Raw genomic sequence first — 21192 nt, forward strand, 5'->3', positions numbered from 1 at the left:
TGCGCAGGCTGGCCGGCCGCGGCCGGCTGGCGACAGGGCTGGCCGTAGCCGGATATGTCGGCATCACCACGCTGATCGCCCAGTTCTCCATCGACATCGTCGTGGGGTTCCGCTCGGCCGACCACGCCGCGATGGGCGTGCTCTTCGACCAGGTCCAGTCGGTTCCCGGGGTGCAGCAGGTGGTCTACGACTTCGGGCCGATGTTGTTCTTCGTCGCCCAGACCGGCCTGGTCCTCCAGCTCGCCGTCCAGCGCCGCGTCAAGGCGTGGACGCCCGTCCTGGTGGTCGCCGACGTCATGGTGCCGTTCGTGGAGAAGGACCTCATGCCGCTGGGCGCCGCCTGCCTGCTGGTCTCCTTCCTGGCGATGGCCCGGGTGTCGCGGGCGTCCCGGGCGGCCGACGGCCGGCACCGCGTGGCCGAGCCCGCCGTACCGGCCGCCGTGTGACGCCTGGGGGTGCGCCCGCCGGCGCACGACGGGCATATAGTTCAAGAGCTGAAACAGTGTGGGCAGCGGGGGAGTCGTGGCGGAGCTGGAGATCGATTGGCCGGATCCCGAGGGCCAGGAGATCGTGGAACGCCTGTTCGCCGCGGACGCCGCCCTGCGGGCGCACTTCGACGAGACGGCCGCCGCGGTCGGTCTCACCGTGCCGCAGGCCCACACCCTGCTCCAGCTCGGGCAACCGCTGCGCATGGGCCAGATAGCCGGCCAGCTGCACTGCGAGCCCTCCCACGTGACCGGCATCGCGGACGCGCTCGAACAGTGCGGTTTCCTGCGCCGGGAGCCTGACCCGGCCGACCGGAGGGCCAAGCGGCTCGTTCTCACCGAGTCCGGCCAGGAGCTCCGCGGCCGCCTGCTGGCCCGCCTCTTCGAGCGGGCGCCGATCATCTCGGTGCTCGACGACGACCAGCGCACCGCGCTGCTGTCGCTGCTCCGTCTGGCCCAGTCGGCCACCGGCCCCCGCCGCTGACCTCCGGGCGATCGCCCACCCTCCTCCTCCTCGCCGTCGCTGCGCCGACCCCTAGGTGCGTCGCGCAGAAAACTTCTGGTAGAACATACTTCAGTCACTGAAGTATTGAATGTTCTATCGCGAGGAGCTCGCGTTCATGTTCATCGCCATCGTCGTGCTGTCCCTCCTGCTGGCTCTCGCCTTCGCCGGCGCCGGCTTCCCCAAGCTCACCGGCAAGGACGCTATGGCGGCCCAGCTGGGCAAGCTCGGGGTGTCGGCCGGGCTCATGCGGGTCATCGGCGCGCTGGAGATCCTCGGAGCCGTGGGACTGGTCGCCGGGCTGTGGGTCGAAGTCCTCGGGGTCGCGGCCGCGGCCGGCCTCGCGCTCCTCATGGCCGGCGCCGTCGCCACTCACCTCAGGGCCCGCGACGCCGCCAAGGACACCCTGCCGTCGCTGCTGCTGGTGATCCTCAGCGCCGCCGCCTTCGCGCTCGGCCTGGCCGCCCTCTGACGTGGAGCCCCGGGCCTCACCGTCCGGGGGCGGCGACGGGCAGGGTGAGGATCATGGTGAGACCGCCCCCGGGGGTCTCGTCGGGCACGAGCGTGCCGCCCATGGCCTCGGCGAGCCCGCGGGACAGGGCGAGCCCGAGCCCGACGCCGGAGTGGTTGTCGCGATCGCCGAGCCGCTGGAACGGCTGGAAGACGCGGTCGTGCGCCTCCGGCGGGATGCCGGGGCCGCGATCCATCACCCGGATCTCGACGTGGTCGCCGTGCCCGCTGGCGGTGACCAGCACGGTCTGGCCGGGCGGGCTGAAGCGCACGGCGTTGGACATGAGGTTGACCAGGACGCGTTCCAGCAACGCGGGATCGGCCAGCACGTCGGGCAGCTCGACGGAGACGTCGCCTTCGACGCGGTCCCGCAGCGGGCCGAGATCGTCGATGGCGCGCGGCACGATCTCTTCGAGCGCCAGCGGCTGCGCGCTCACCCCGAGCACGCCGGCCTGCAGGCGGCTCATGTCCAGCAGGTTCGCCACCAGCCGGTCCAGCTTGTCCAGCGACTCCTTCGCGGTGGCGAGCAGCTCGGACCGGTCCTGTTCCGACCAGGCGACCTCGGTGCTGCCCAGGCTCTCGACGGCGGCCTTGGCGGAGGCGAGCGGCGTGCGCAGGTCGTGGCTGACGGCGGCCAGCAGCGCGGTGCGCATCCGGTCGGCCTCGGCGAGCGGGCGGGCGAGCTCGGCCTCCTGCTGCAGGCGTTCCTGGCGCAGCGCGACGGCGGTCTCGGCGGCGAACGCCTCCAGCACCGTGCGGTCGGCGGCCTCCAGCGGCTCGCCCCTGGCGGCCAGGACCAGTTCCTCGTCGATGACGACGTCGGTGTCGGACCGTCCCGGGCAGGTGGCGGGGGCGCCGCCGGAGGTCGCGACGATCCGCCAGGCGTCCGGGTCGGAGTGCTGGTCGGGCGCGCGCGCGGCCTCGGGCCGCCGTTCCAGCAGGGTGACGGAGGTCAGGCCGAAGGTCTCGCGCATGCGTTCCAGCAGCGAGGACACCGCGGCCTCGCCGCGCAGCACGTGACCGGCCATGGTGGACAGCAGCTCGGCGTCGGCGCCGGCCCGCGCGGCCTCCCTCGTCCGGCGGGCGGCGATGTCCACGATCGTGCTCACCGCCGCCGCCACCAGCACGAACACGACCAGCGCGAACAGGTTCTCCGGGGCGGCGATGGTGAACTCGCCGACCGGCGCGGTGAAGAACCAGTTGAGCAGCAGCGAACCGCCGACGGCCGCGGTGATGGCCGGCCACATGCCGCCCACCAGGGCCACCCCGACGGTCAGGCAGAGGAAGAACAGGATCTCGCTGGGCAGCGACAACATGTCGCGGAACGGCGCCAGCGCGGCCGTCAGCAGCGGCATCCCGGCCACCGCCAGCGCCCAGCCGCTCGCCCGCCGGGTGCGGGTGAGCGCGGCCCGCGTGCGGGCGGGCCGGCGGCGTCCCTGCTTGGCCTCCTCGTGCGTGATCATGTGGACGTCGATCGAGCCGGACCGGGCGGTGGTCTCCACGCCGACGCCCCGGGAGAAGATCTGCGCGAACCGCCCCCTGCGCGAGGCGCCGAGGACGAGCTGGGTGGCGTTGACGCCGCGCGCGAAGTCGAGCAGCGCCCGCGGGACGTCGTCGCCGACCACCTGGTGGTAGCTGCCGCCCATGTCCTCCACCAGCGTGCGCTGGCGGGCCAGGCTGGCCGGGTCGGCGCCGGCCAGCCCGTCGGCGCTGGTGACGTGCACCGCGAGCAGGTCGGCGCCCTTGGTGCGGGCGGCGATGCGGGCGGCCCGGCGGACCAGCGTGTCGCCCTCGGGGCCGCCGGTCAGGGCGACCACCACCCGCTCGCGGGTCTCCCAGGTGGTGGCGATGCCGTGGTCGGCGCGGTAGCGGTCGAGCTGGTCGTCCACCTTGCCGGCCACCCACAGCAGCGCGAGCTCGCGCAGCGCGGTGAGGTTGCCGACGCGGAAGTAGTTGGACATGGCGGCGCTGACCTTCTCCGGCGCGTACACGTTGCCGTGCGCCATGCGGCGGCGCAGCGCCTCCGGCGACATGTCCACCAGCTCGATCTGGTCGGCGCGGCGCACCACCTCGTCGGGCACGGTCTCGCGCTGCGGCACGCCGGTGATCTCCTGGACGACGTCGTTGACCGACTCCAGGTGCTGGATGTTCACCGTGGAGACGACGTCGATGCCGGCGTCCAGGATCTCGTCCACGTCCTGCCAGCGCTTGACGTTCTTCGAGCCGGGCACGTTGGTGTGGGCCAGCTCGTCGATCAGCGCCACCTTCGGCCGGCGGGCGATGACGGCGTCCACGTCCAGCTCGGTGAAGGTGGCCCCGCGGTGGACGACGGTCCGGCGCGGGATGATCTCCAGGCCCTCCAGGAGGGCGGCGGTGCGGGGACGGCCGTGCGTCTCGACCAGGCCCACGACCACGTCCCGGCCGCGTTCCCGCGCGCGGCGGCCCTCGCCGAGCATCGCGTACGTCTTGCCGACCCCGGGCGCCGCCCCGAGGTAGACCCGAAGGCGGCCCCTGCTCATGAGCGGTCGAGCGCCAGGTTGAGTTCGAGCACGTTGACGGCCGGTTCGCCCATGAAGCCGACGGCCCGGCCGGTGGTGTGCTCCTTGATGAGCCGCTCGACCTCGGCCTGGCCGAGGCCGCGCTCCCTGGCCACGCGCCGCGCCTGGAGCTCGGCGTAGGCGACGGAGATGTGCGGGTCGAGCCCGGAGCCACTGGCGGTGACCGCGTCGGCCGGGACCTTCGCCTCGGCCTCCCCCCGGACCGGGACGGTGCGCCCGGCCGCGTAGTCCTCACCCGGCTCGGCACACTCCACCCGCCTGCCCTGATAGGTCGCGACGAACGGGGTGGCCGGGCACGCCTGGTTGACGCTGACGGCCCGGTCGGGGAAGACCTTGAGCACCGCGCCGACCCCGTCCGGAGTGCAGTACGGGCGGGCGCCGCTGACGCCCTCCAGCTCGCCGGCCGCCCTGGAACGGGCGCAGACCTGGGTGAGCAGCGACTGCCGGCCCTCCTCGCCGGCGACCGGCAGCGTGTCCACGACGTCCTCGGGGCCGAGGTTGCTCGCGCCGGACGAGGTCGGGTCGTAGCCGTCGCCCGCCGCCGACGGACGGGACTGGAAGTACTTCTTGACCGGCTTGCCGTCGGCGTCGGTGAAGGACTGGCCGATGAGCGCGCTGCCCACGGCCCTGCCGTCCTTCTCGACGAGCGAGCCGTTGGCGCGCCCGTTGAACAGGGCCTGGGCGACCCCGGTGGTGACCAGCGGGTAGACGATGCCGAGCAGCGCGGTCAGGACGGCGACGGCGCGCAGGGCGGCGAGGTGCTGGCGGACCCAGCTTGGCAGGCGTTCCATTTATGACATCCCCGGAAGGAACTGGATCAGCAGGTCGATGAGCTTGATGCCGATGAAGGGGGCGACGATGCCGCCCAGGCCGTAGACGTACAGGTTGCGCGAGAGCAGCTTGGACGCGCTGGACGGCCGGTACCGGACGCCTCTGAGCGCCAGCGGGATCAGCGCGACGATGACCAGCGCGTTGAAGATCACCGCGGCCAGGATCGCGGACTGGGGGCTGGACAGGCGCATGACGTTGAGCGCGTCCAGGCCCGGGTAGACGGCCGCGAACATGGCCGGGATGATCGCGAAGTACTTCGCGATGTCGTTGGCGATCGAGAACGTGGTCAGCGCGCCCCGCGTGATCAGCAACTGCTTGCCGATCTCGACGATCTCGATGAGCTTGGTCGGGTTGGAGTCCAGGTCGACCATGTTCCCGGCCTCCTTGGCGGCCGAGGTGCCGGTGTTCATGGCCACGCCGACGTCCGACTGGGCCAGGGCGGGGGCGTCGTTGGTGCCGTCGCCGGTCATCGCGACCAGGCGGCCGCCCTCCTGCTCCTTCCTGATCAGGGCCAGCTTGTCCTCGGGGGTGGCCTCGGCGAGGAAGTCGTCCACGCCGGCCTCGTCGGCGATGGCCTTGGCGGTGAGCGGGTTGTCGCCGGTGATCATGACGGTGCGGATGCCCATGCGGCGCATCTCGTCGAAGCGTTCGCGCATGCCCTGCTTGACGACGTCCTTGAGGTGGATGACGCCGAGCACGCGGCCCCGCTCGGCCACGACCAGCGGGGTGCCGCCGGAGGCGGAGATGCCGTCCACGATGTGGCCGACGTCGTCGGTGGGGTGGCCGCCGTTGTCGCGCACCCACTTCATGACCGCGGTGGCCGCGCCCTTGCGGACCTCGCGGCCGTCCAGGTTGACGCCGGACATGCGGGTCTGGGCGGTGAACTGCACCCATTCGGCGCCGTGGATCTCGCGCTCGCGCAGGCCGTACCGCTCCTTGGCGAACACCACGACCGAGCGGCCCTCGGGGGTCTCGTCGGCCAGGCTGGACAGCTGGGCGGCCTCGGCGAGCTCGGCCTCGGTGATCCCGTCCACGGGGACGAACTCGGCCGCCTGCCGGTTGCCCAGCGTGATCGTGCCGGTCTTGTCCAGCAGCAGCGTGGACACGTCACCGGCCGCCTCGACCGCGCGGCCGGACATGGCCAGGACGTTGCGCTGCACCAGACGGTCCATGCCGGCGATGCCGATGGCCGACAGCAGCGCCCCGATCGTGGTGGGGATCAGGCAGACCAGCAGCGAGACCAGCACGATGCCGGTGACGCCGTTCGCGTCGAGCGCGAGCGAGTCGGGGACGCCGGGGTTGATCTGCTTGGAGTAGACGGCCAGCGGCTGCATGGTGACGGTGGCGACCAGGAAGACGATCGTCAGGGCGGCCAGCAGGATGTTGAGCGCGATCTCGTTGGGCGTCTTCTGCCGGTTGGCGCCCTCGACCAGGGCGATCATGCGGTCGACGAAGCTCTCGCCGGGCTTCTGGGTGATCCGGACGACGATCCGGTCGGAGAGCACCTTCGTGCCGCCGGTCACCGCCGAGCGGTCGCCGCCCGACTCGCGGATGACGGGCGCGGACTCGCCGGTGATGGCCGACTCGTCCACCGAGGCGATGCCCTCGACCACGTCGCCGTCGCCGGGGATGACCTCGCCGGCCTCGACCACCACCAGGTCGCCCTGCCGCAGCTCGGGCGCGCCGACCGTGTCCCACCCGCCTTCCGCGTCGCCGCGCAGGCGGCGGGCCCGGGTGTCGGTCTTGGCCTTGCGCAGCGTCGCCGCCTGCGCCTTGCCGCGCCCTTCCGCGACGGCCTCGGCCAGGTTGGCGAAGATCACGGTCAGCCACAGCCACACGACGGTCGCCCAGGCGAAGAACGACGGATCGACGATCGCCAGGACGGTGGTGAACACCGCGCCGACCTCGACGATCAGCATGACGGGGTTGCGCCACAGCGTGGCCGGGTTCAGCTTCCTGACCGCGTCGGGAAGGGACCTGACGAGCTGCCGGGGATCCAGCAGGCCGCCGCCCACGCGGCCGTCCCGCCGTGCGGGGGAGGGTTTGTCCAGTACGGGGGTTGACATGTCAGGACAGTCCTTCTGCGATCGGGCCGAGCGCGAGTGCCGGGAGGAAGGTGAGGGCGACGAGGATCACCGTCACGCCGACGACCAGGCCGACGAACTGCGGCCGGTGCGTGGGCAGCGTGCCGGCGCCCTCGGGGACAGGCGACTGCGCCGCCAGCGAACCGGCCAGCGCCAGCACCAGGATGATCGGCAGGAACCGGCCGAAGGCCATGCACAGGCCGAGCGCCACGTCGTACCAGGGGGTGTTGACGGTGAGGCCGGCGAAGGCCGAGCCGTTGTTGTTGGAGGCGCTGGTGAAGGCGTACAGGACCTCCGACAGGCCGTGCGGGCCGCCGTTCAGCATGCTCGCGCGCCGCTCCGCCGAGCCCATCGCGAACGCGGTGCCGACCAGCACCAGGGCGGGGGTGACCAGGAAGTACAGGGAGGCGAGCTTGATCTCCCGGGCGCCGATGCGCTTGCCCAGGTACTCGGGGGTGCGGCCGACCATCAGGCCCGCCACGAACACCGTGATCACGGCGAGGATCAGCATGCCGTACAGGCCCGAGCCGACGCCGCCGGGCGCGACCTCGCCGAGCATCATGTTGACCATCGTCATCATGCCGCCGAACGGCGTGTAGGAGTCGTGGAAGGAGTTCACCGCCCCGGTGCTCGTGAGGGTGGTCGAGGCGGCGAAGGTGGCCGAGTTCGAGACGCCGAAGCGCAGCTCCTTGCCCTCCAGCGCCGCGCCGGCCGCCTGCGGCACGGTGGCGTTCCCGGACAGCTCGAAGACGTTGGTGAGCAGGACGCTCGCCAGGGCCAGCACGCCCATCACCGCGAGGATCGCGTACCCCTGCCGGACCTGGCCGACCAGCCGGCCGAAGGTGCGGGTGAGCGAGAACGGGATCACCAGGATCAGGAAGATCTCGAACCAGTTCGTCCAGCTCGTGGCGTTCTCGAACGGGTGGGCCGAGTTGGCGTTGTAGAAGCCGCCGCCGTTGGTGCCCAGCTCCTTGATGACCTCCTGGGAGGCGACCGGGCCGCCGGTGACGCCCTGCGTGCCGCCGGTCAGCGTGGTCACCTCGTGCACGCCGGAGAAGTTCTGCACCAGGCCGCCCGCCACCAGCACCAGCGCGCCGACGAAGGCGATCGGCAGCAGGATGCGCAGGGTGCCGCGCACCAGGTCCACCCAGAAGTTGCCGATCGTGCCGGACCTGCGGCGGGCGAACCCGCGGACCAGGGCCACCGCGACCGCCATGCCGACGGCCGCCGAGACGAAGTTCTGCACGGCCAGGGCGGCCATCTGGGTCAGGTGGCCCATCGTGGACTCGCCGGAGTACGCCTGCCAGTTGGTGTTGGTGACGAAGCTGATCGCGGTGTTCCAGGCGATGTGGCCGGTGACCGGCTCCATGCCGAGGCTCAGCGGCAGCTTGTCCTGCAGGCGCTGGAGGCCGTACACGACCAGGACCGAGATCACCGAGAAGGCCAGCACGCTGCGGGCGTAGACCGGCCAGCTCTGCTCGGTGTCGGCCCGCACTCCCAGCAGGCGGTAGATGCCGCGCTCGACGACGTTGTGCCTCGTCGTGGAGTAGACACGGTGCATGTAGTCGCCGAACGGCTTGTGCACCAGGGCCAGCGCCGCGATCAGGGAGACGATGAAGATCAGTCCGGCCAGGGTCGTACTCATCAGAACCGCTCCGGGAACAGCAGGGCCGCGATCATGAAGATCACCAGACCGGCGACCACGACGAGACCGGTGGCGTTGACAGCGCTCACAGCCGCTCCACCGCCCGCACGACCAGCCCGAAGACCACGAAGATCGCGATCGTCAGGGCGACGAAGATGACGTCGGCCATCCCCACTCCTCAGTTCGATGATGAGATCGCCGCCGCCCCTCGACGGGCGGCCGCAGATCCAGCAAACGCCGGAAAATGGGGTGTTTTGCCGTTCTTGACGGTTTCCATACGGCCGCAGCCCGAATCTTGACGGCCTCCCTACGCGGCTCGGTCCGGGTTCGGGAGGGTCGCGCGCGGTCCGGGCCGCGTTCCGGTCACGGCAGGAGGTCGCGCCAGCGTTCGGCCGACGCCAGGGCGTCCAGGCTGATCCGCTCCAGGAACGCGCCGCCCCTGGCCAGGCGCCGGCCCGCGGGCGTGTCGAGCCCGAGCGTCTGCCCCGCCGCCTTGGCGACCTCCGCCGCCGCGAGCGTCTGCCGGGCGCTGATCATCGTCGAGTGGTACCAGGCGTCGTCGTCGACCACGTAGACGTCGCGTCGTCGTTGCGGATCGCGTTCGCGCCTGATCAGGCCCTGCTGGGTCAGGTAGCCCACCGCCGTGGAGATCGAGGCGGGGCTCACCTTCAGCCCGCGCGCCAGCTCGGCCGCGGTGAGCCGGCCGTCCTCGCTCAGCCACAGGCCGATGAGCACGCGCGCCACCATCTTCGGCAGGCCCATCGCGACCGCCATCTCGACGGCTCCCTCTTCCGCCTCGAAGACCTGGCGGTCCCGGGGCTCGGCCGGACGCGCCGGGGCGCCGCGCCGCGCCCGCCGTGCCGTCGCCTGGTGCGCCCGCTCTGGACGGTAGTCGCCGGGGCCGCCGTTGCGGCCGACCTCGCGGCTGATCGTCGAGGTCGGCCGGTCGAGCCGCCTGGCGATCTCGGCATAGGAGCGGCCTTCGGCGAGACCGGTCGCGATGCGCCGACGGTCGTGCAGGGTCAATCTTCCTTCTGCCACGACCTCACTATTGCGTTCGGCCGCACACAATGCAACGTTTCATTGCATTCAGCTTCAGCGTCAGAGTATCAATTTATCGCTTCTGAGCTGGGGATATGTGGTGCCATTGATTGACACAATTTCTCAAAGCAACGTAGCTTTCAGTTGTGATGAACACGTACTATCGCGACGAGTCGCGAGCCTTCGTCTCGGTGACGGGGCTGCGCAAGTCCTACGGCGCCCACCGCGTCCTGGACGGCATCGACCTGTCCATCCCCCAGGGCACCGTCTTCTCGCTGCTCGGCCCCAACGGCGCGGGCAAGACCACCACGGTGCAGATCCTGTCCACCCTGATCAAGGCCGACGCCGGCGAGCTCCGGGTCGCCGGGCACGACCTGTCCAGGGAGCCCGACAAGGTGCGGGCCGCGATCGGCGTCACCGGCCAGTTCTCCGCGGTCGACGGCTTCCTCACCGGCGAGGAGAACCTGCGGCTCATGGCCGACCTGCTCCACCTCGGCCGCGCCGAGGGCCGCCGCCGACCCGCCGAACTGCTGGAGCGCTTCGACCTCACCGGCGCCGCGGGCAAGCCCGCGGCCGCCTACTCGGGCGGCATGCGCCGCCGGCTCGACCTCGCCATGACCATGGTCGGCACGCCCAGGCTCATCTTCCTCGACGAACCCACCACGGGCCTGGACCCGCGCAGCCGCCGCACGATGTGGCAGATCGTCCGGGACCTCGTCCGGCAGGACGGCGTGACCATCTTCCTGACCACCCAGTACCTGGAGGAGGCCGACGAGCTCGCCGACCGCATCGCGCTGCTCAGCCAGGGCCGGCTGGTGGCCGAGGGCACCCCCGAAGAGCTCAAGCGCATGGTCCCCGGCGGCCATGTCGTCGTGCGCTTCACCGACCTCGACGGCTACCGCAGGGCGGTCTCGCTGGTGGGGGCGAGCTCGCACGACGAGGAGTCCCTGACGGTGCAGATCCCCGACACCGGCGTCGGCGCGTTACGCCAGCTCCTGGAACTGCTCGACGCGCACGCCGTCGACGTCGCCGAACTGTCGATGCACACGCCCGGCCTGGACGACGTCTTCCTGGCCCTGACCGAGGAGTCCGCACGATGAGAGCGATCACCGACTCGGCGACGATGTTGCGCCGCCAGATCAGGCACATGTGGCGTTACCCCACGCTGATCCTCACCTACGCGGGCGTCCCGGTGGTGTTCCTGCTGCTGTTCGTCTACGTCCTCGGCGGCATCATGGGCGCCGGGATCGGCGGCGACCGCGCCGCCTACGTCGCCTACATCACTCCCGGCATCCTGATCATGACGATCGCCAGCGCCGCGCAGGGGACCGCGATCGCGGTGGCGATGGACATGACCGAGGGCATCGTCGCCCGCTTCAAGACCATGGCCATCGCCCGCGTCTCGGTCCTGACCGGGCACGTGCTCGGCGCGCTCGTGCAGAACTTCACCGCGATCGCCGCCGTGACGCTGACGGCCCTGCTGATCGGCTTCCGCCCCGCCGCCTCGGCGCTGGACTGGCTCGGGGTGGTGGGCGTGCTGGCCATGTTCACCTTCGCCGTCACCTGGCTGTCGGCGGCGCTCGGCATGGTCACCAAGAACGTGGCCACGGCCAGCAACCTGCCGATGCCGCTGATGCTGCTGCCGTTCCTGGGCAGCGGCGTGGTGCCGCCGGAGTCGATGCCGGGCCCGTTGCGCTGGTTCGCCGAACACCAGCCGTTCACGCCCGTCATCGAAACCCTGCGCGCGCTGCTGGCCGGGCGGCCGGCGGGGCCCAGCCTCGCGGCGGCGGCACTCTGGAGCGCGGTCATCGCGCTGGGCGGGTACCTGTGGGCCCGCAGGCTCTACAACCGGTGAGGTTTCCCCTTGGTGCCGGTCTTCTCGCTGACGGACTCCTGGTAGAGGTCGGCGTAGGTGCGGGAGTCCTTGATCAGGCCGTCGGCGAAGGCGGCGACGTCCTCGCCGATGAGTTCGAGGACTCCCTTGCCGGCCGCGACGCCCTCCTCGAAGAAGTCGACGATGCCCGGCAGCAGGGACCCGTCGGTCAGCCCCACCGGCCCGACCTTGAAGAAGTACCGCTGCATCTCCTTGTAGACGATCTGGTAGTCGGGCGGCAGCGCCTTGACCCGCGCCAGGTGCGCCCGCCACTGCTTCTTGCCCTCGATGATGTCCTGGATGCCCACGTCAGCCTCCCAGCCGGCCCAGCTTCTTCGCGACGTTCCTGTTCAGCTGCTCGCGCCACCGGTCGCGGAAGTTGCGGCCCCCGGCCTCGCCGGCCAGGGCCGCGCAGAACCCCGGGATGTCGTCGCCCAGCACCTCGTGGATGTCCTGCCCGTCGGCCGCCGTCTCCTCCAGCAGCCCCAGAACGCCGTCGAAGATCGGCATCAGGTTCCGGCCGGTGAAGTCCCCGTAGAGAAAGAGATGACCTTTGATCTGTTCCCAGGCCGCCCGGTGGTCGGCCGGCAGTGCCGCGGCCCGGGCTTCGAACGCTTTGTAGTCCCTGGTGAGATCGCTGCCTGTGATGGTCTCCCAGAAGCTCATTTCCCGCCCTCCTTGAGCTTGTCGATCCGGGATGTGATGTACGCCCATTTCGCCCAGAAAGTCGCCAGTTCCGCGCGTCCCGCGTCGTTGAGCGCGTAGAACTTGCGCGGCGGCCCCTGCTCGGACGGTCGTTTCGTCACCTGGACGAGCCCGTTCTTCTCCAGTCGCAGCAGGATGGTGTAAACCGTCCCCTCGACGACGTCGGCGAAGCCCAGGTCGTTCAGTCGGCGCGTGATGGCGTACCCGTAGGTCTCCTCGCTGCCGATGATCTGGAGCACGCAGCCCTCAAGCGTGCCCTTCAGCATCTCCGTCAGATTGTCCATGGTGGCTCTTCTTCCGCCGCCTTCCTAAGTACTCGGTGGTACCGAGTACTGCTATACAGTACCACAGAGTAGAGCCTTCGGGTCAGGGGCGCAGCAGGCCGCGTACCCGGGCGATCGTCGCCTCGGCCTGCTCCAGGTTCGCCAGCAGGGCGCCGGTCGAGTCGCGCAGCCGGGCGGCGACGAGCCCGCGGCCGGTCAGGAGCGCCTCGCCCGCGCCCAGGAACTCCTCCAGCCTGGCGCGCTCCTCGGCCTCGGCCTGCCGCCTGGCCTGGTGGATCAGGCCGAGGACGGTCTCGGCCAGGCGCGCCGACTCCATGCGCATCGCCCGCGGGTCCAGGCGCAGGTCCTGGACGCCGGACGCGCAGCTGTACTCGACGCTCACCCAGCCGTCCGGGGATTCGGCCCGGGCCGTGGCGGTCTCGCCGGGGAGCCGGCTCAGTCTGCTGAAAAGGTGGTCGGCGTCGGCCGCGAGCCGTTCGGGGTCGAGGCCGAGTGCCTGCTCGAAGTCCATGGCGGTCACTCCCAGGGGAACGAGTAGGAGCCGTCGGCGGCCTGCGCCGGCACGTACCGGCCGGTGATCGTCTGGCTGCCGCTCGTGACGTCGTTGAGCGCCTTGGCGCCCGCCGCCTGCGGGACGCCCTGGGGGAGTGGCCCGCCGGCGCCCTGGCGGCGGCCGGTGAGGCCGTGCGCGGTCAGGTCCCGTTCGATCCGGTTCGCGGTGCCCCAGACCAGCAGCGGGCCCTGGGCGAAGGTGGCGGCGGCGAGGTCGCGCAGCCCGCCGCCGTCGCCGCGGGCCGCCTTGGCGCCCGCGTCCACCGCCACCGCCGCGGACAGGGCGGCGGCGCAGCCGTGCAGCAGCGTGTCGAGCAGCGACTCCACTGCCCGGTAGTTCTCGTACAGGCCGGTCAGGCAGCGGGTGGCCGCGGTCCGGGCGGTGACCAGGCTGAGCGGTGTGAGCGCGGCGGTCAGCACCCAGAGCGCCAGCGCGGCCATGGCCGCCGCCACCAGGAACTGGTACAGGATCATCGCGACGAGCGCGGCGCCGACGGTGCGGAGGACGAGGGCGGCGACGACCGCGCGGATCTCGATCGAGCGCAGGCCGGCCAGGTAGGCGTCCATGCGGCGGTCGAAGGCCCGGCCGTCCTCGCTCCGCCAGCTCGTCGTGGCCACCTCGCCGACCAGCGCCTCGACGTTCAGCCGGGTGGCCGCCACGTCGTCGTGCACGGCCAGCCAGGTGTCCGCGCCGTCGAAGAACGCCTGCGGGTCGTACTGGTGGACGTACATCCTGCCGACGAACGGCCAGGCGGCGGGCACGCCGAGCGCGGACAGCGTCACCGCCGCCCCCGCGCCCGCCATGAGGGCGTCGCGGGCCAGCTCGGCGGCGTTCACCGCATCCTCACGGTGGCGGCGGTCTCGGCGTCCTGCCAGGTGGTGACCGAGGTGTCCAGGTCGTCCTGGACGCGTGCGGTGTCGTCGAGGCGGCGACGCACCTCGGTCATCGTGAGGGCCTCGACCTCGTTGTAGGCCAGCGCCAGCGAGTAGGTGAACGACGTGAACGCCGACTCGGCCACGGTCAGCGACACCAGCTTGGGCACCACCTCGTCCAGCCGCCTGGCCGCCTCGGGCAGGCGCGATCGCAGCTCCCTGAGCCGGGACCGGTCGATCTCGATCTCGTGGGGGCCGGAAGGTGTCCATGGATTCATCGGCATACGTGGCTCTCGTCCGTGCGGGAATGATCTGTCCAGCCTGTCCCGCCGGGGCGTGAACCGCCGCAATCCTGACGAAATCCCTACGCGCCGCGCCGCGTCACCGCCGTGTGGCCTGCCGGCGGACGTCGAGCCGGCCGTGCCGCATGCGGCCGGTCAGGCGGACCCGCAACACCTCCGGCGTGTCGTCGTCGGGTGCCCTGCCGATCGCCAGCGTGCCGTGCCGTACCGAGAGCTCGTCGTTCTCCAGCACCATGCCCGGCGCGAGGACCAGCTCCACGCTGCCGCCGCTCACCCGCAGCTCGATGATCAGCTCGGGCGCGCCGCGCACCGCGCTGGTCAGGTCCAGCAGCACGTCGCTCCACGCGGTGCGCACCGCCAGCCGGTGCGGCAACGTCCAGCGGCCGTCGCGGCGCACCGAGCCGTGCTTCTCCTTGATGGTGAGCAGTTCGGCGGCCGGAGCCCCGGCCGGCGGCAGCGCGAGCGCACCGTGGCTGCCCGGTCCCGCGACCAGGTCGGTGACGAGCGGGGCCAGCGCGTTCACGGTGCGGGCGGACAACGCCACCTCCAGCCGCTCCTCGAATTCGGCCAGGTCGAGCCGGCCGTCGGCGACGGCCGTCCGCAGCAGTTCGGTGACGCGGTCGCGGTCCGCGTCGGAGGCCCGCAGCGCTGGTGAGGAGGGCTTCACGGGACCCGCCGGGAGGTCTGCCATGGGTGGTTCCTCTCTGGAGCTCAGGGGGCGGCGCTACCGGGGCGAGGTCAGGCGTCCCAGGTGACGGGGAGGCTCTTGACGCCGTAGATGTCGGCGAGCTCCGGGCGCAGGGCGACCTGGTCGGCCGGTACGGCCAGGCGCAGGGTGGGGAAGCGGTTGAGCAGCGCGGGGAAGGCGACGCGCATCTCGACGCGGGCGAGCTGCTGGCCCAGGCACTGGTGGATGCCGTGGCTGAAGGCCAGGTGGCCGCCGTCCTTCCGGCGCAGGTCGAGGGTGTGAGGGTCGGGGAAACGTTCGGGGTCGCGGTTGGCGGTGTTGAGCGACAGCAGGACCATCGTGCCGGCCTTGACGGTCTGGCCGGCCAGCTCGACGTCCTCCAGGGCGACCCGGTAGAACTGCTTGGCGACGGACAGGTAGCGCAGCAGCTCCTCGACGGCCTGGTCGGCGAGCGTGGGGTCGGCGCGCAGCGCGGCGAGCTGGTCCGGGTTCTGCAGCAGGGCGAAGGTGCCGAGGGCCAGCATGTTGGCGGTGGTGTCGAACCCGGCCGACAGCAGGATCAGGGCCATGCCCTGCAGCTCCTCGTCGGTCAGGTCGCTGTCGAGCAGGTCGCTGAGCACGTCGTCGGTCGGGTGGGCGCGCTTGGCGGCCACGAGTTCGGCCAGGTACTGCTGGGTGGCGAGGTAGGCGGCGATCAGTTCCTCGTCACTGGCCTCGCCGCCGAGGAACTTGTCGATGTTCTCCTGGAAGCGGTCCCGGTCCTCGTACGGCACGCCCAGCAGCTCGCAGATGACGATGGCGGGGATGGGCTTGGCGAACGCGGTCACCAGGTCGGCGGTGGGGCCGGCCTGTTCCATGGCGTCCAGGTGTTCGGCGGTGATCTGCTCGACGCGCTCGGTCAGCAGCCGCATCCGGCGGACGGTGAACTTGCCGACGAGCGGCTTGCGGTAGCGGCTGTGCTGCGGGTCGTCCATGAGCAGGAACTCGCCGGGCGGGGCCGGGGGCACCTCGATGTCGCCGTAGTCGATGGTCGGGTGGTGGCTCATGAGCTCCTTGCGGGAGCTGAAGCGGGGGTCGGCCAGGATCGAGCGGGCCAGGTCGTAGCCGGTGACCAGCCAGCCCTGGTGCCCGTCGGCGAAGGGGAAGCGGCTGATGGGGCCGTGCTCGCGGGCCTCGACGAGTTCCTTCGGCGGGTCGAACGGGCAGCCGGGACGACGCTCGGCGGGCATCGGCGTGACGGTGTGCAGGGACTCGGTCATGATCGTCCTTTCAGGAGATCTTGCGGCGGTAGGTGTTCATGGCGAAGACGTAGGCGACGACCAGGATGCCGACGCACCAGCCGAGGGCGATCCAGATGTCGTTGCCGACGGGCTGCTCGGCGAACAGGGCGCGGATGGCGTTGACGATGGAGGTCACCGGCTGGTTCTCGGCGAAGACGCGCACCACGGTGGGCATGGTGTCGGTGGGCACGAACGCCGAGCTGAGGAACGGCAGGAAGATGAGCGGGTAGGAGAACGCGCTCGCGCCTTCCATGGTCTTGGCCGACAGGCCGGGGATGACGGCGATCCAGGTCAGCGCCAGGGTGAACAGGATCAGGATGCCCGCGACCGACAGCCAGGCCGACAGGCCCGCGCTTGAGCGGAAGCCCATGAGCAGGGCGACGAGCATCACGACCACCAGCGAGACGAGGTTGGCGACCAGCGAGGTCAGCACGTGCGCCCACAACACCGACGAGCGCGCGGTCGGCATGGACTGGAACCGTTCGAAGATGCCGCCCTTCATGTCCATGAACAGCCGGTAGGCGGTGTAGGCGATGCCGGAGGCGACCGTGATGAGCAGGATGCCGGGCAGCATGTAGTTCACATACGAGTCCGACCCCGTCCTGATCGCGCCGCCGAACACGTAGACGAACATCAGCATCATGGCGATCGGCATGATCGCGGTCGTGACGATGGTGTCCGGGCTGCGGGAGATGTGGCGCAGGGACCGTCCCAGCAGGACGGTGGTGTCACCGAAGAAGTGCTTGCTCATCGTGGGGGTCCTTAGGCTTTCGTGCCGACGAGGGTGAGGAAGACGTCCTCCAGGGTCGGCTGCTTCTCGACGTACTCGACCTTGGCGGGCGGGAGGAGTTGCTTGAGCTCGGCGAGGGTGCCGTTGACGATGATCCGGCCCTCGTGCAGGATCGCGATCCGGTCCGCGAGCTGCTCGGCCTCGTCCAGGTACTGGGTGGTGAGCAGCACGGTGGTGCCCTGGGCGGCGAGCTCCTTGACGGCCTGCCACACCTCGATGCGCGCCTGGGGGTCGAGGCCGGTGGTCGGCTCGTCGAGGAAGATGACCGGCGGGTCGCCGATGAGGCTCATCGCGATGTCGAGGCGGCGGCGCATGCCGCCCGAGTACGTCGCCGCCTTCCGGCCGCCCGCCTCGGTCAGCGAGAACCGTTCGAGCAGGTCGTCGGCGATCTTGCCGGGGTTCTTCAGGTGCCGCAGCCGGGCGACCAGCACGAGGTTCTCCCGCCCGCTGAGGATCTCGTCCACGGCGGCGAACTGGCCGGTGAGGCTGATGGACTCGCGCACCTGGGCGGCCTGCCCGGCGACGTCGAGGCCGTTGACCCTGGCCGTGCCGGCGTCGGCCTTGAGCAGCGTGGCCAGGATCTTCACCAGCGTGGTCTTGCCCGCGCCGTTCGAGCCGAGCAGGGCGAAGATGCTGCCCCGCGCCACCTCGAAGTCCACGCCGCGCAGCACGTGCAGTTCCTTGTACGACTTCTCCAGGCCGTGCACCTGGATCGCCGGAGCTTGTCGTGTCGTCATCACTTGGCCCTGTCTTCTCTTCCGGGGGGTCTCGCCGTCGGCGCGACTACTTAGTGGTGCTGACTACTGACTATATAGTGCCACGAGGTACCAGTACCTAGCAACACCGAATAGTCGTGAGCGCCGAGGTGTTCATGGCGTTCACCTTCGCGGGCCGCGCTGACACCGCGCCGACGTCGTGCTGACACGGCACGACCCCGTCCTGACGCCGTCAGGGGCGGCGGGATGAACCTTTCATCGCCCGCGGGACGTTCGCGCTGGTCGCCGGGGCCGTGCGAGGGCCGATCTTGCGGTGGGGGCGAGCCCTGTCGTGCAATTCACGGTGATCGCTTCTCACGCAATCCGACCCTTGATGAGGGGAGAGCCGATGCGTCGCGCAATCACCGCCCTGGCGCTTGCCGCGGTCACCACCCTGGCGCCCGTCCTGGCCATGAGCACGCCGGCGGACGCCACGTCCACGCTCCAGGTCGTCTACACCGGCCTGCCGTACGACATCTGCGTCTCCTTCGGCCAGTCGGGCCAGCAGAACGGGCGCTGGCAGACCTGGTGGTGCAGCACGCACTATCCGCAGAACTACCCGGGCTCCACCACCTACGACCTGTGGGCGTACGTGGACTGACGCCCTTCTTCTGCATATTCCGCTGGATAAGTTGCGTACATGGGCAATCAGCCCCGAACCTATGATCTCGGGGGACGTACCACATAGAGATCATGAGGGCGGATGGGCACCAAACGGGGCGCGGGGGCAGCCATCGGCTGGGCAGCGCTGTCGATCGTCATTCCGGGCGCGGCCCATCTGCGGGCCGGGTACCGCCTGCTCGGGCTGGCGCTGCTGGGGCTGTTCCTGGCCGCGGGCGTGGCGGTGGCCCTCGTCGTGGCCTCGGCGGGCGGGTGGGCCATGGCGACCCAGGCCGCCTGGGCCTCGGCGATCACCGGTGGCGCCATCGGCGTCGGCGTCGCGTGGGGGCTGCTGGTGGTCGCCTCCTACACCGTGCTGCGGCCGCGGCGGCGGCTGGTCTGGTCGGACGGCGTGGCGCTGCTGCTCGTCGCGGCCGTCGTGTCGCCGTTCGTGGTGGCCTCGCAGACGGTGTCGGAGGTCGACGCCACGCTGACCGACGTGTTCAACGCGCCCGAGCCCACGCCCATCAACCACGCCGACCCGTGGGCCGGCCGGACGAGGGTGAACATCCTGCTGCTCGGCGGCGACGGCGCGCGCGGCCGCAACGGGACGAGCATCCGCACCGACAGCGTCAACGTCGCCAGCATCGACGTCAGGACCGGCGACACCGTGCTGTTCGCGCTGCCCAGGGAGATGGAGAACGCGCCCTTCCCCAGGGGGAGCGTGATGGGGAAGCTGTTCCCGCCGCCCAAGGGCTTCTACATCGCCGGGGCCGGGCGGGAGTCGGAGGACCTGCTGAACGGCGTCTGGGCCTACGCCGACACCCATCCCGCGCTGTTCCGCAACTCGCCCACCCGGGCCCCGGACGCCGTCAAGGGCGCGGTCGGCGAGATCCTCGGCCTCAAGATCGACTACTACGTGCTGGTCAACATGTGGGGCGTGGCCCGGCTGATCGACGCGCTCGGCGGCGTGCGCATCCACGTCGAGCAGGACATCTGCTACGGCGTGGGCCGCAGCGACGGCGGCGTGATCAAGGCGGGCACCCGCCGGCTGAACGGCAACGACGCGCTCTGGTACGGCAGGGCCCGCGACCACGACGGCTCCAGCTGCGCCGGAGGCGACAACCACACCCGGATGCGCCGCCAGCACTGCGTCATCTCCGCCATGCTCGACCAGCTCGACCCGGCCAACGTGCTGCTGAAGTTCAAGCAGCTGGCCGGCGCGGCCCGGCAGACGTTCCGGACCGACATCCCGCGCGGGCTGCTGCAGGACCTGGTGCCGCTGGCCAACAAGGTCAAGGGCGCCCGGGTGGGGACGTTGTCGATCGTCCCGCCGCGCTACAACCCGGCCTACCCGGACTTCCCGCGCATCCGGGCCGACGTCCGCAGGGCCATTCTCCGCTCGCACCGCGCGCCCGCCACCGTCGCCGCGGGCACGCCGTCCGCCACGCCGTCGGGCACACCGTCGAGCACACCGTCCGCCCGGCCGTCCGGCACGCCCACCAGGACGGCGATGGCGTCGTCGGGGAAGCTGGCCGACTCCTGCGTGGCCTGAGCTACGGGCGCGCGCAGGGGCCGGTGGGCGCCTTGCCGAGGCTCACCCGCAGGGCGTTCTCGATGAACGCGCTGCTCTGCTCCTTGGACACGGTCTCCGCCTGGGTGAGGGTGCCGGTCATCGCGAGCCGCTGCTTCGGCACGTAGATCTGGAACGCGCCGAAGAAGCCGCTGTGCCCGTAGGCGGCATCGCCCGTCGCGGTCAGCCGGGCGATGCCCAGCCCGTACGGCGACCCGGCCTTGACGCTCTGCGGGGTGCTGCGCAACATCGTCCGCAGCGTCGCCGGGTGCTTGAAGACCTTGCCCTCGAACAGGCCGCGCATGAACCGGTTGAGGTCGGCCCCGGTGGAGACCAGGCCGCCGCCGCCGAACGTGTCGAACGTCGGGTTGTGGTCGTAGGTGTCGCGCTCGCCGAGGTAGTTGTGGGCGCGCGGGCCGCGGTGCGGCTCCCACCACTCCAGGTACGTGCGGTCCATCTTCAGCGGCTCCAGCAGCAACGACCGGTACAACCGGTGCAGCGGCTCGCGGCCGGCCCTCTCGATGACCATCCCGGCCAGGACGTAGCCCGTGTCGGAGTAGTGGTAGCCCTTGGCGGGAGCGAAGTAGGGCTTGCCCGACCGAAGCGCCCAGTCCACCAGCTCCAGTGGTTTCCAGGTCTTGTCCGGATGGTCGAGCACGTACTGGAACCACTTCTCGTCCCCCACGTAGTCGTACAGACCGGCGGTGTGGTCGAGGAGCTGCCGGACGGTGATCCGCGACCCGTACGGGATGCGCGCGACCAGCTTCCGGTCCAGGTATTCGCTGATGGGAGCGTCCAGGCGCAGGTCGCCGCGTTCGGCGAGGCGGAGCGCGACGGCCGCGGTCATCGTCTTGGTGACGCTGGCCGTGCGGAAGGCGTCGGAGCTGCGCAGGGCGCGTCCGCCCAGCTCGTACACGCCCGCGGCGCCGTCGAAGGCCCGGCCGGGGCCGGTCACGGTGAGGATCGCGCCGGGCACGGGCGGCTTGACGACGTCGTCCAGCAGGCAGCGGAGCTGCTCGTCGGTGGCGTCGGTGGCGGTGGCGTCCGTGGCGCTCCGGGCCGCGGCGGCGGGGACGTGCGCCGTCCGGGCGTGGGCCGGGACGGCGAGGCCGCCGCCGAGCACCACGCCGGCCAGGACGGCGCCGAGCACGCAGGTTTTCTGGGCATGATGATGATTTTTTGACCGCATGGCCAGGATTTAATCCAGATGGTATGAGTGAGACAAGAGGTTCGCCCGGATCTTGCGGTTTCCCGCACCGAG

Annotated in this window: 24 protein-coding genes; 7 read left to right on the forward strand and 17 right to left on the reverse strand. The window is 71.0% G+C overall.

What is annotated here, in order from left to right; translation table 11 throughout:
- The 3 genes from ACWCSD_RS17645 to ACWCSD_RS17655 form a co-directional block, all read left to right on the forward strand.
- A partial coding sequence (locus ACWCSD_RS17645; protein ID WP_449916063.1) for a hypothetical protein occupies positions 1-446 on the forward strand: 446 nt, incomplete at its 5' end.
- A 76-nt stretch (positions 447-522) separates the two neighbouring features.
- Positions 523-969, forward strand: a complete 447-nt coding sequence (locus ACWCSD_RS17650; protein WP_397161939.1) for a MarR family winged helix-turn-helix transcriptional regulator — start codon at positions 523-525, stop codon at positions 967-969.
- Positions 970-1078: 109 nt separating this feature from the next.
- The gene (locus tag ACWCSD_RS17655; protein ID WP_449916067.1) at positions 1079-1459 is read left to right on the forward strand and encodes a DoxX family protein; all 381 of its coding nucleotides are present in this window, start codon (positions 1079-1081) and stop codon (positions 1457-1459) included.
- Between the two features lie 16 nt (positions 1460-1475).
- Here the strand turns inward: ACWCSD_RS17655 and ACWCSD_RS17660 are convergent, their stop codons facing one another.
- From ACWCSD_RS17660 to ACWCSD_RS17685, 6 genes are all read right to left on the reverse strand, one after another.
- The gene (locus ACWCSD_RS17660; RefSeq protein WP_449916069.1) at positions 1476-4016 is read right to left on the reverse strand and encodes an ATP-binding protein; all 2541 of its coding nucleotides are present in this window, start codon (positions 4014-4016) and stop codon (positions 1476-1478) included.
- Positions 4013-4846 (reverse strand): potassium-transporting ATPase subunit C, encoded by an 834-nt coding sequence (locus ACWCSD_RS17665; RefSeq protein WP_449916072.1) that lies wholly within the window; start codon positions 4844-4846, stop codon positions 4013-4015. Before ACWCSD_RS17665 ends, ACWCSD_RS17660 begins: the two co-directional genes overlap by 4 nt.
- Positions 4847-6952, reverse strand: a complete 2106-nt coding sequence (gene kdpB / locus ACWCSD_RS17670; protein ID WP_358301270.1) for a potassium-transporting ATPase subunit KdpB — start codon at positions 6950-6952, stop codon at positions 4847-4849. It abuts the gene before it with no gap.
- A gap of 1 nt (position 6953) precedes the next feature.
- The gene (gene kdpA, locus ACWCSD_RS17675) at positions 6954-8615 is read right to left on the reverse strand and encodes a potassium-transporting ATPase subunit KdpA (RefSeq protein WP_449916075.1); all 1662 of its coding nucleotides are present in this window, start codon (positions 8613-8615) and stop codon (positions 6954-6956) included.
- Positions 8615-8704: a K(+)-transporting ATPase subunit F gene (gene kdpF, locus ACWCSD_RS17680; protein ID WP_397161933.1), complete on the reverse strand. Its 90-nt coding sequence runs from the start codon at positions 8702-8704 to the stop codon at positions 8615-8617. Before kdpF ends, kdpA begins: the two co-directional genes overlap by 1 nt.
- Before the next feature lie 274 nt (positions 8705-8978).
- On the reverse strand, positions 8979-9656 hold the full coding sequence (locus ACWCSD_RS17685; RefSeq protein ID WP_387678429.1) for a helix-turn-helix domain-containing protein: 678 nt from the start codon (positions 9654-9656) through the stop codon (positions 8979-8981).
- A 149-nt stretch (positions 9657-9805) separates the two neighbouring features.
- Between ACWCSD_RS17685 and ACWCSD_RS17690 the strand changes: the two genes are divergently transcribed.
- Together ACWCSD_RS17690 and ACWCSD_RS17695 are read left to right on the forward strand one after the other, a co-directional pair.
- On the forward strand, positions 9806-10756 hold the full coding sequence (locus tag ACWCSD_RS17690) for an ATP-binding cassette domain-containing protein (RefSeq protein ID WP_449916080.1): 951 nt from the start codon (positions 9806-9808) through the stop codon (positions 10754-10756).
- Entirely contained in the window at positions 10753-11511 is a 759-nt protein-coding gene (locus tag ACWCSD_RS17695) for an ABC transporter permease (RefSeq protein WP_358301255.1), read from the forward strand. Before ACWCSD_RS17690 ends, ACWCSD_RS17695 begins: the two co-directional genes overlap by 4 nt.
- On the opposite strand, the gene ACWCSD_RS17700 is transcribed toward ACWCSD_RS17695, so the two are convergent.
- The 10 genes from ACWCSD_RS17700 to ACWCSD_RS17745 all read right to left on the reverse strand — a co-directional run bounded on the left by ACWCSD_RS17700 (position 11499) and on the right by ACWCSD_RS17745 (position 17740).
- On the reverse strand, positions 11499-11837 hold the full coding sequence (locus ACWCSD_RS17700; RefSeq protein WP_358301253.1) for a DUF1048 domain-containing protein: 339 nt from the start codon (positions 11835-11837) through the stop codon (positions 11499-11501). The genes ACWCSD_RS17695 and ACWCSD_RS17700 overlap by 13 nt on opposite strands.
- A 1-nt stretch (position 11838) precedes the next feature.
- Positions 11839-12195, reverse strand: a complete 357-nt coding sequence (locus ACWCSD_RS17705) for a DUF1048 domain-containing protein (RefSeq protein WP_397161931.1) — start codon at positions 12193-12195, stop codon at positions 11839-11841.
- Entirely contained in the window at positions 12192-12518 is a 327-nt protein-coding gene (locus ACWCSD_RS17710; RefSeq protein WP_387678443.1) for a PadR family transcriptional regulator, read from the reverse strand. The genes ACWCSD_RS17705 and ACWCSD_RS17710 overlap by 4 nt, the downstream gene beginning before the upstream one ends.
- A gap of 82 nt (positions 12519-12600) precedes the next feature.
- A complete protein-coding gene (locus tag ACWCSD_RS17715; protein ID WP_449916085.1) occupies positions 12601-13029 on the reverse strand; it encodes a YbaB/EbfC family nucleoid-associated protein in 429 nt (142 codons plus the stop codon).
- A 5-nt stretch (positions 13030-13034) separates the two neighbouring features.
- Positions 13035-13907, reverse strand: coding sequence for a hypothetical protein (locus ACWCSD_RS17720; protein ID WP_449916087.1), 873 nt, complete (start codon positions 13905-13907; stop codon positions 13035-13037).
- Positions 13904-14227 carry a hypothetical protein gene (locus tag ACWCSD_RS17725; protein WP_449916089.1) on the reverse strand — a complete coding sequence of 108 codons (324 nt, stop codon included), beginning with the start codon at positions 14225-14227 and terminating at the stop codon, positions 13904-13906. The genes ACWCSD_RS17720 and ACWCSD_RS17725 overlap by 4 nt, the downstream gene beginning before the upstream one ends.
- A 97-nt stretch (positions 14228-14324) precedes the next feature.
- Positions 14325-14936, reverse strand: a complete 612-nt coding sequence (locus ACWCSD_RS17730; RefSeq protein WP_397161927.1) for a DUF1707 domain-containing protein — start codon at positions 14934-14936, stop codon at positions 14325-14327.
- A 47-nt stretch (positions 14937-14983) separates the two neighbouring features.
- On the reverse strand, positions 14984-16192 hold the full coding sequence (locus ACWCSD_RS17735; RefSeq protein WP_397161926.1) for a cytochrome P450: 1209 nt from the start codon (positions 16190-16192) through the stop codon (positions 14984-14986).
- A 10-nt stretch (positions 16193-16202) separates the two neighbouring features.
- Positions 16203-16964: an ABC transporter permease gene (locus ACWCSD_RS17740; protein WP_397161925.1), complete on the reverse strand. Its 762-nt coding sequence runs from the start codon at positions 16962-16964 to the stop codon at positions 16203-16205.
- A gap of 11 nt (positions 16965-16975) precedes the next feature.
- Positions 16976-17740: an ABC transporter ATP-binding protein gene (locus tag ACWCSD_RS17745; protein WP_358301232.1), complete on the reverse strand. Its 765-nt coding sequence runs from the start codon at positions 17738-17740 to the stop codon at positions 16976-16978.
- Positions 17741-18107: 367 nt separating this feature from the next.
- On the opposite strand from ACWCSD_RS17745, the gene ACWCSD_RS17750 reads away from it, so the two are divergent.
- The gene (locus ACWCSD_RS17750; protein ID WP_449916094.1) at positions 18108-18359 is read left to right on the forward strand and encodes a hypothetical protein; all 252 of its coding nucleotides are present in this window, start codon (positions 18108-18110) and stop codon (positions 18357-18359) included.
- Between the two features lie 102 nt (positions 18360-18461).
- Positions 18462-19913, forward strand: coding sequence for an LCP family protein (locus tag ACWCSD_RS17755; RefSeq protein WP_449916096.1), 1452 nt, complete (start codon positions 18462-18464; stop codon positions 19911-19913).
- 1 nt (position 19914) lies between these two features.
- On the opposite strand, the gene ACWCSD_RS17760 is transcribed toward ACWCSD_RS17755, so the two are convergent.
- Positions 19915-21081 carry a serine hydrolase domain-containing protein gene (locus tag ACWCSD_RS17760; protein WP_449916098.1) on the reverse strand — a complete coding sequence of 389 codons (1167 nt, stop codon included), beginning with the start codon at positions 21079-21081 and terminating at the stop codon, positions 19915-19917.
- Between the last annotated feature and the right edge of the window lie 111 nt (positions 21082-21192).

Source organism: Nonomuraea sp. NPDC001684, from assembly GCF_053596515.1.

Excerpts from the sequence above, each read along its gene's own strand:
- ACWCSD_RS17655 (WP_449916067.1), top strand. The coding sequence starts at position 1,079 with ATGTTCTATCGCGAGGAGCTCGCGTTCATGTTCATCGCCATCGTCGTG.
- ACWCSD_RS17660 (WP_449916069.1), bottom strand. The coding sequence starts at position 4,016 with ATGAGCAGGGGCCGCCTTCGGGTCTACCTCGGGGCGGCGCCCGGGGTC.
- ACWCSD_RS17665 (WP_449916072.1), bottom strand. The coding sequence starts at position 4,846 with ATGGAACGCCTGCCAAGCTGGGTCCGCCAGCACCTCGCCGCCCTGCGC.
- kdpB (WP_358301270.1), bottom strand. The coding sequence starts at position 6,952 with ATGTCAACCCCCGTACTGGACAAACCCTCCCCCGCACGGCGGGACGGC.
- kdpA (WP_449916075.1), bottom strand. The coding sequence starts at position 8,615 with ATGAGTACGACCCTGGCCGGACTGATCTTCATCGTCTCCCTGATCGCG.
- ACWCSD_RS17690 (WP_449916080.1), top strand. The coding sequence starts at position 9,806 with ATGAACACGTACTATCGCGACGAGTCGCGAGCCTTCGTCTCGGTGACG.
- ACWCSD_RS17695 (WP_358301255.1), top strand. The coding sequence starts at position 10,753 with ATGAGAGCGATCACCGACTCGGCGACGATGTTGCGCCGCCAGATCAGG.
- ACWCSD_RS17705 (WP_397161931.1), bottom strand. The coding sequence starts at position 12,195 with ATGAGCTTCTGGGAGACCATCACAGGCAGCGATCTCACCAGGGACTAC.
- ACWCSD_RS17710 (WP_387678443.1), bottom strand. The coding sequence starts at position 12,518 with ATGGACAATCTGACGGAGATGCTGAAGGGCACGCTTGAGGGCTGCGTG.
- ACWCSD_RS17715 (WP_449916085.1), bottom strand. The coding sequence starts at position 13,029 with ATGGACTTCGAGCAGGCACTCGGCCTCGACCCCGAACGGCTCGCGGCC.
- ACWCSD_RS17725 (WP_449916089.1), bottom strand. The coding sequence starts at position 14,227 with ATGCCGATGAATCCATGGACACCTTCCGGCCCCCACGAGATCGAGATC.
- ACWCSD_RS17730 (WP_397161927.1), bottom strand. The coding sequence starts at position 14,936 with ATGGCAGACCTCCCGGCGGGTCCCGTGAAGCCCTCCTCACCAGCGCTG.
- ACWCSD_RS17735 (WP_397161926.1), bottom strand. The coding sequence starts at position 16,192 with ATGACCGAGTCCCTGCACACCGTCACGCCGATGCCCGCCGAGCGTCGT.
- ACWCSD_RS17740 (WP_397161925.1), bottom strand. The coding sequence starts at position 16,964 with ATGAGCAAGCACTTCTTCGGTGACACCACCGTCCTGCTGGGACGGTCC.
- ACWCSD_RS17745 (WP_358301232.1), bottom strand. The coding sequence starts at position 17,740 with ATGACGACACGACAAGCTCCGGCGATCCAGGTGCACGGCCTGGAGAAG.
- ACWCSD_RS17750 (WP_449916094.1), top strand. The coding sequence starts at position 18,108 with ATGCGTCGCGCAATCACCGCCCTGGCGCTTGCCGCGGTCACCACCCTG.
- ACWCSD_RS17755 (WP_449916096.1), top strand. The coding sequence starts at position 18,462 with ATGGGCACCAAACGGGGCGCGGGGGCAGCCATCGGCTGGGCAGCGCTG.